The following is a 6,233-nucleotide window of genomic DNA, read 5'->3' as shown; positions in this document are numbered from 1 at the left end:
AGCCCTCCCCGAACCTCCTGTCACAGAACCGCCATATCCCCCACCTACCGTCCGCTGCAGTTCCGGGATGGACCCGGTAAACACCGTTCGGGGGATTGTTCATGAGCACATACCGCAGCGGCATCCGCCATGCAGGATTCCGCATCAGCCTGCTGGCTCTGGCCGTCAGCGCCGGTTCGGCCTGGGCCGAGGAGCCGCTTGTCATCGAGCACGTCGAAGTCATCGGCCAAGCCGTCAGCATCGATGAGGCACTGAAGGACCAGCGCAATTCCGACAGCGTGAAGAGCGTGGTGCATGCAGACGGCATCGGCCAGCTGCCGGACGACAACGCCGCCGAGGCGCTGCAGCGCATTCCGGGCATCTCGGTCGAGCGCGACCAGGGCGAAGGGCGCTTCGTCAGCGTGCGCGGCATCGCGCCGGATCTGAACAGCGTCACCATCAACGGCACGCTGGTCCCATCGCCGGAGAGCGATCGCCGTGCCGTGGCGCTCGACGTGCTGCCATCGGAGCTGGTTCAGTCGCTGTCGGTGGTCAAGACGCTGACGCCGGACATGGATGCCAATTCCCTGGGCGGCACCATCGAGGTACAGAGCCTGTCGGCCTTCGACCATGACGGGCTGTTCTACAGCCTCAGCGGCGAGGGCAGCTATGACGACAACGTCGACAAGACCAGCCCGAAATTCTCCGGCGCCATCAGCGACCGCTTCAGCCTGGGCGATGGCGTCGACAATTTCGGTGTCGCCGCGGCCGTCAGCTGGCAGGAGCGCGACTTCGGCTCGGACAACGTCGAGACCGGCGGCAAGTGGGACTTCGCCGACGACGGCGCGCGGCTGGAGGAACTCGAGCAGCGCGACTACGAGATCACCCGCGAGCGCACCGGCTTCGGGCTGAACTTCGATTACAAGCCGGACGATGTCAGCAGCTATTACCTGCGTACGCTGTACAGCCGCTTCAAGGACACCGAAACGCGTAACGCCGCCGGTGTTGCCTTCGAGGATTCGCAGCTGCCGGGCGAGACCAGTGACGCCGAGGGCTGGCGCGAGCTGAAGTCCCGCGAGGATACCCAGACCGTGCAGTCCTACGTGTTCGGCGGTGAACGCATGATGGGCCTGTGGACCCTGAGCGGGCAGGCCGGTTACAGCCAGTCGCGCGAGCGCAATCCGGGCGGTATCGCCAGCGCGACCTTCGAGGGTAATTTCGCCGATGCCGGCTTTTCCAGTAGCCGCAAGCCGCGCCTGACGATCGATTCGTCCTTCTACGACCCGGCGTCCTTCGAGTTGGATGAAGTGGAGTGGGAGAAAAGCGACACCCGCGACCGCGAGAAGAACATCCGCCTGGACCTGGCGCGCGAGTACGACATCCGGGGTTACGCCGCGCAGGCCAAGTTCGGCGGCAAGCTCAGCCGTCGGCACAAGGACAACGATAACGAGGTCTGGAAATACGACGATTTCGACGACCTGACCCTGGCCGACTTCCAGGGCGGCAGGGTCGACTATGCGCTCGGCCGCTTCGGCCCAGGCATCAGTGCCTCGGCTATCGAGGGCGCGATTGGCGGTCTGGATGCCAGCGAGTTCTACGACGAGGAGGAGTCGCGCATCAATGACTTCGACATGCACGAGGACATCAACGCCGCCTACCTGATGAACACCGTGGATATCGACCGCTGGCGCGTCATCGCCGGCCTGCGCTACGAGGGCACGCGCTTTCGCGCCAAGGGCACCGGCCTGCGCGATGACCAGTTTGAGTCGATCTCCAGCAGCAGTCGTTATGACCACTGGCTGCCGGGGCTGCACCTGCGCTACCAACTGACCGACGACACCATGATCCGTGCCGCCTGGACCAACAGCGTTGTGCGCCCGACCTTCGGCCAGCTGGCGCCCGGTTTCGTCATCGACGGCAACGACGCCGAGTTCGGCAACCCCGATCTCAAGCCGCTGGAATCGATCAACTACGACCTTGGCATCGAGCACTACATGGGCCGCGCCGGCGTGGTGTCGGCGTACCTGTTCTACAAGGACATCGATAACTTCATCTACAACACCGATCTGGCCGGCACCGGCCAGTGGGCCGCGTTCGACGAAGCGCTCAGTTTCCAGAACGGCAGCAGCGCGAAGCTCTACGGCCTGGAGCTGGCCTACTCGCAGAAGCTCGACTGGCTGCCGGCGCCGTGGAACGGTCTGTTGCTGGGCGCCAACGCCACCTTCAGCCAGTCCGACGCGGACATCGAAGGGCAGGGCATGCAGCGCAGCATCGACCTGCCGAATCACTCCGACACGGTCGGCAACCTGATGCTCGGCTGGGAAAACGACCGGCTCAACCTGCGCCTGGCTGCGAACTACAAGTCGGACTACCTCTACGAGGTGGCTGGCATCGACGACGAGGCGCACGACCTGTACGTCGACGATCAGCTGTTCGTCGATTTCAAGGCGGGCTACTTCATCACGCCGAGCCTGCAGCTGACCTTCGAGGCGCTGAACCTGACGGACGAGTCCTACTACGTCTACAGCGGCCGCCGCGCCTACAACGCCCAGTACGAAGAGTACGGCCCGACCTACAAGCTCGGCCTGACCCTCACCCACTTCTGACCCCATGCCGCTCCGGTGCCCGCCGTTCCCCTTTTCGGTCGGGCGCCGGCAGGCGGCAGCCTGAATGGATACACCATGAACGCATTACCCAAAACCATGCTGCTCGGCCTGTGCATCGCATTGGCGGCCTGCCAGTCCACGCAACCAGATACACCGGCGAAGTCGGCCCAGCTGAACATCAGCGAACCGCTGCTGGCCGGCCTCGAGTACGCCCAGCTGCTAAACGGCGACACCCCCTGGACCGGCGCCGACCGTGTGCAGGTCGATGACCAGGGCCTGCAGCTGCTGGATGCCGCCGGTAACAGCCTGGCGCGCCACGCCGGGCGCTTCGAAGGACTGGACCATCGCGTCGACCGCCAGGGCCTGCTGCTCGCCACGGTCGAGCGCAAGCGCCAGCAGGCGATGCTGATCGGCCTGAATGCCGCGCGTGCCTGGAGCCAGCCGCTGTACCTGCCGCGCACAGCATTCGCCATCGAGGGGCTTTGCCTGTACCGCGACAGCGCGCACAACGACTTCGTGTTTCTGCTCGGTGAGGAGGGCGTCGGCGAGCAATGGCTGGTCGGCAGTCAGGGCCGCCTGCTCGGTGAGGCGCGGCGGGTGCGCGGGCTCAGCCTGCCGCCGCAGAGCGCCTTCTGCCAGACGGACGATGCCAGTGGGCAGCTCTATGTCAACGAGGAGTCCGTCGGCTTTTGGCGTTACCCGGCCGACGCCGAGGCGCCGTTGCAGCGTGAGCCGGTCGATCTGCGCCAGCCGTTCGGCAGCCTGGCCCATGCCGCAGCGGGCATGACCTTGGTGCCGGGCGGACTGCTGGCGCTCGATCCCGAAGCCTCGGTGCTGCATCTGTACCGGCAGAACGAAGCCGGCTGGCAAGCCGATGAGGTCATCGCACTGGACGGTTTCGACGAACCGGAACGCATCAGCGCGCGCCGCAGTGCCGAGGGCGTCGAGCTGCTGCTGGCGGATGAACGCGGCCTGCAGTCGGCCCGTCTGGACTGGCAACCGACCGCGCTGTCGCAAGCCGAGCCGATCGTCAGCCTGCCGGCCGCAGTTGAGACAGGCCCGGTGGCGAGCCTGGGTGATGCCGCCGATGATCCGGCGATCTGGGTCCATCCGCGCGATCCGGCACAGAGCCGCGTGCTCGGCACCGACAAGAAGGGCGGCCTGGTGGTGTACGACCTGGACGGCCGTCAGGTGCAGGACCTGCGCGCCGGCCGGCTGAACAACGTCGATGTGCGCAGCGGCTTCCGCCTTGGCAGCAAGCGCGTGGACCTGGCCGTGGCCAGCAATCGCGATCACAACAGCCTGCACCTGTTCGCCATCGACCGGGCGAGCGGGGTGCTCCGCGATGTCGGCGAGGTCGCCACGCCGCTGAGCGAAATCTATGGCCTGTGCATGTTCCAGGATCGCCAGGGCACTACCTACGCCATCGCCAACGACAAGGACGGCACCTTCCTGCAGTACCGCCTCGATGGCAGCTCCGGCCAGCCGCGTGGCGAGCTGGTGCGGCGCTTCAAGCTGGACAGTCAGCCCGAGGGCTGCGTGGCCGACGACCGCAGCGAGCGGCTGTTCGTCGGCGAGGAAGACGTCGCGGTGTGGGTGGTCGATGCCCGCGCCGATGTGCCGGCGGTGCCGGAGCAGATCATCGGTGTCGGCGGGCCGGTCTACGACGACATCGAAGGTCTGGCTATCTACCACGGCGAGCGCGGCGACTACCTGGTGATTTCCAGTCAGGGCAACGACAGCTACGTGGTGCTCGATGCCCAGGCTCCCTACGCCGTGCGCGGCGCCTTCCGCATCGGCCTGAACGCCGAGCGCGGCATCGACGGAGCGTCCGAGACCGATGGGCTGGAAGTCACCTCGGCCAACCTCGGCGGCATCTGGAACCGCGGAATGCTGGTGGTGCAGGACGGCCGCAAGCGGATGCCCGAGGGGACGCAGAACTACAAGTACCTGCCCTGGTCGGCGATCGCCGATGCGCTGGGGCTGGATTGACGTCATCGCCCGCTAACCGACCCGCAATCCAATAGCAGCTGCCCCAGTCGGGGCAGGAGGAAACGATTCATGCAAACGACTCTCGAGCACATGTCCATCTGGGGCCTGATCAGCGAAGCCAGCCTGGTGGTCCAGGCGGTGATGATGATTCTGGTCCTGGCCTCGGTTTCGAGCTGGTACCTGATCATCCGTCGCAGCGTGGCGTTGCGCAGCGCCGAACGCCTGCAGCGCGGCTTTCTGCAGCGCTTCCGGCAGGGCGGCGATCTTGCCCAGCTCTATCGCGAAGGCCAGGCGCAGCCGTTGCCGGACGAGGCCGCGCTGCAGCGCATCTTCCTCGCCGGTTACGGCGAGTTCGCCCAGCTGCAACGCCAGCCGGGGATCGCGCCGGATGTGGTGGCGCAGGGTGTCGAGCGCAGCCTCTACGTGGCCGTCGCCGAGCAGGAGGAGCGTCTGGAAAAGGGCCTGCAGTTTCTCGCGACCGTGGGTTCGGTGAGCCCCTATATCGGCCTGTTCGGTACCGTGTGGGGAATCATGAACTCCTTCCTCGGCCTGTCGCAGGTGCAGCAGGCGACGCTCTCGACCGTCGCACCGGGCATCGCCGAAGCGCTGATCGCGACGGCCATCGGCCTGTTCGCGGCGATTCCCGCGGTGATGGCCTACAACCGCTTCGCTGCCCGTGGGCAGACGCTGGTCGGTCGTTACTACGCCTTCGGCAACGAGCTACAGGCGCGCCTGCATCGGCGCCTGCACGCCGCTTCACCCAACGTTGCCGCAGCCGCCTGAGGAGGACGCCTTCATGCTGGTCAAACCACAGCACAAACACGGGCCCAAGGCGGAAATGAACGTGGTGCCCTACATCGACGTGATGCTGGTGCTGCTGGTGATCTTCATGGTCACCGCGCCGATGCTGGTGCAGGGCGTCAAGATCGAGCTGCCCAAGGTCGCAGCCGAAGCGCTGCCGGTGGAGAACGAGCGGCAGATCCTCACGCTCTCGGTAAAGGCCGATGGCGGCTTCTACTGGAACCTGGGCAGCGAGCTGGACATCGACAACCAGACCGACAGCGCCGTCGACCTTGCCGAGCTGCAGGCCAAGGTCGGCGCGATCATCGCCGAGCGCGGCGACACCCAGGTCTATGTCCGTGCCGACGAGGCGGCGGGCTACGGTCGCGTGGTCGCCGGTATCGCCGAGCTGCAGCGCGGCGGGGTGGTCAACCTGGGGCTGATCACCGAGGCGCCGGCCGGAGTCGGGCAGCCGTGATGATGACCTTCAGCACGCCCGTCGCGCATGGCAGCGAAGTTGTCCCGCGACAGTGGATCGGTCCGGCCGGGGCTGCATTGCTGACCCTCGGGATGCACGCCGGACTGTTCGCGCTGTTGCTCTGCAGCTGGTCGCCAGCGCTGGAAATGCCGGTCGCCACCCAGGTGATGCAGACCCAGTTGATCAGCTTGCCGCCGCCGGCGCCAACCGAGAGCGCAGTGCCGGTCGAACCGCCCGTCGAGCCCGCGGTCGAACCGCCGCCGCGCGAGCCACAGGTCGATACCCACGCCCAGCAGCAGCGACTCGAGCAGGCCGAGCTGGCCTTCAAGCGCGCCGAAGAGGAGCGCAAGGCCGAGCAGCTGAAGCAGCAGCGCGAGCAGTTGGAACGCCAGCGCGAG

4 protein-coding genes and 1 pseudogene are annotated in these 6,233 nt (G+C 66.4%); all 5 read left to right on the top strand.

The genetic code is table 11. The features are described from left to right. Positions 1 to 101: 101 nt before the first annotated feature. Positions 102 to 2,585, top strand: coding sequence for a TonB-dependent receptor (locus LO50_RS05300; RefSeq protein WP_044314331.1), 2,484 nt, complete (start codon positions 102 to 104; stop codon positions 2,583 to 2,585). Positions 2,586 to 2,660: 75 nt separating this feature from the next. Further along, the gene (locus LO50_RS05295; RefSeq protein WP_044314330.1) at positions 2,661 to 4,577 is read left to right on the top strand and encodes a phytase; all 1,917 of its coding nucleotides are present in this window, start codon (positions 2,661 to 2,663) and stop codon (positions 4,575 to 4,577) included. A 69-nt stretch (positions 4,578 to 4,646) separates the two neighbouring features. Continuing rightward, positions 4,647 to 5,360 carry a protein TolQ gene (gene tolQ / locus LO50_RS05290; protein WP_003300068.1) on the top strand — a complete coding sequence of 238 codons (714 nt, stop codon included), beginning with the start codon at positions 4,647 to 4,649 and terminating at the stop codon, positions 5,358 to 5,360. Between the two features lie 13 nt (positions 5,361 to 5,373). Next, the gene (tolR, locus tag LO50_RS05285) at positions 5,374 to 5,835 is read left to right on the top strand and encodes a protein TolR (protein ID WP_044314329.1); all 462 of its coding nucleotides are present in this window, start codon (positions 5,374 to 5,376) and stop codon (positions 5,833 to 5,835) included. Then, positions 5,835 to 6,233: pseudogene (locus tag LO50_RS05280) on the top strand (energy transducer TonB); the annotation flags it as partial. The gene tolR and the pseudogene LO50_RS05280, both read left to right, overlap by 1 nt.

This window comes from Stutzerimonas stutzeri (assembly GCF_000935215.1).
Taxonomy (GTDB): domain Bacteria; phylum Pseudomonadota; class Gammaproteobacteria; order Pseudomonadales; family Pseudomonadaceae; genus Stutzerimonas.
This window is presented reverse-complemented; position numbering and strand designations above follow the sequence as displayed.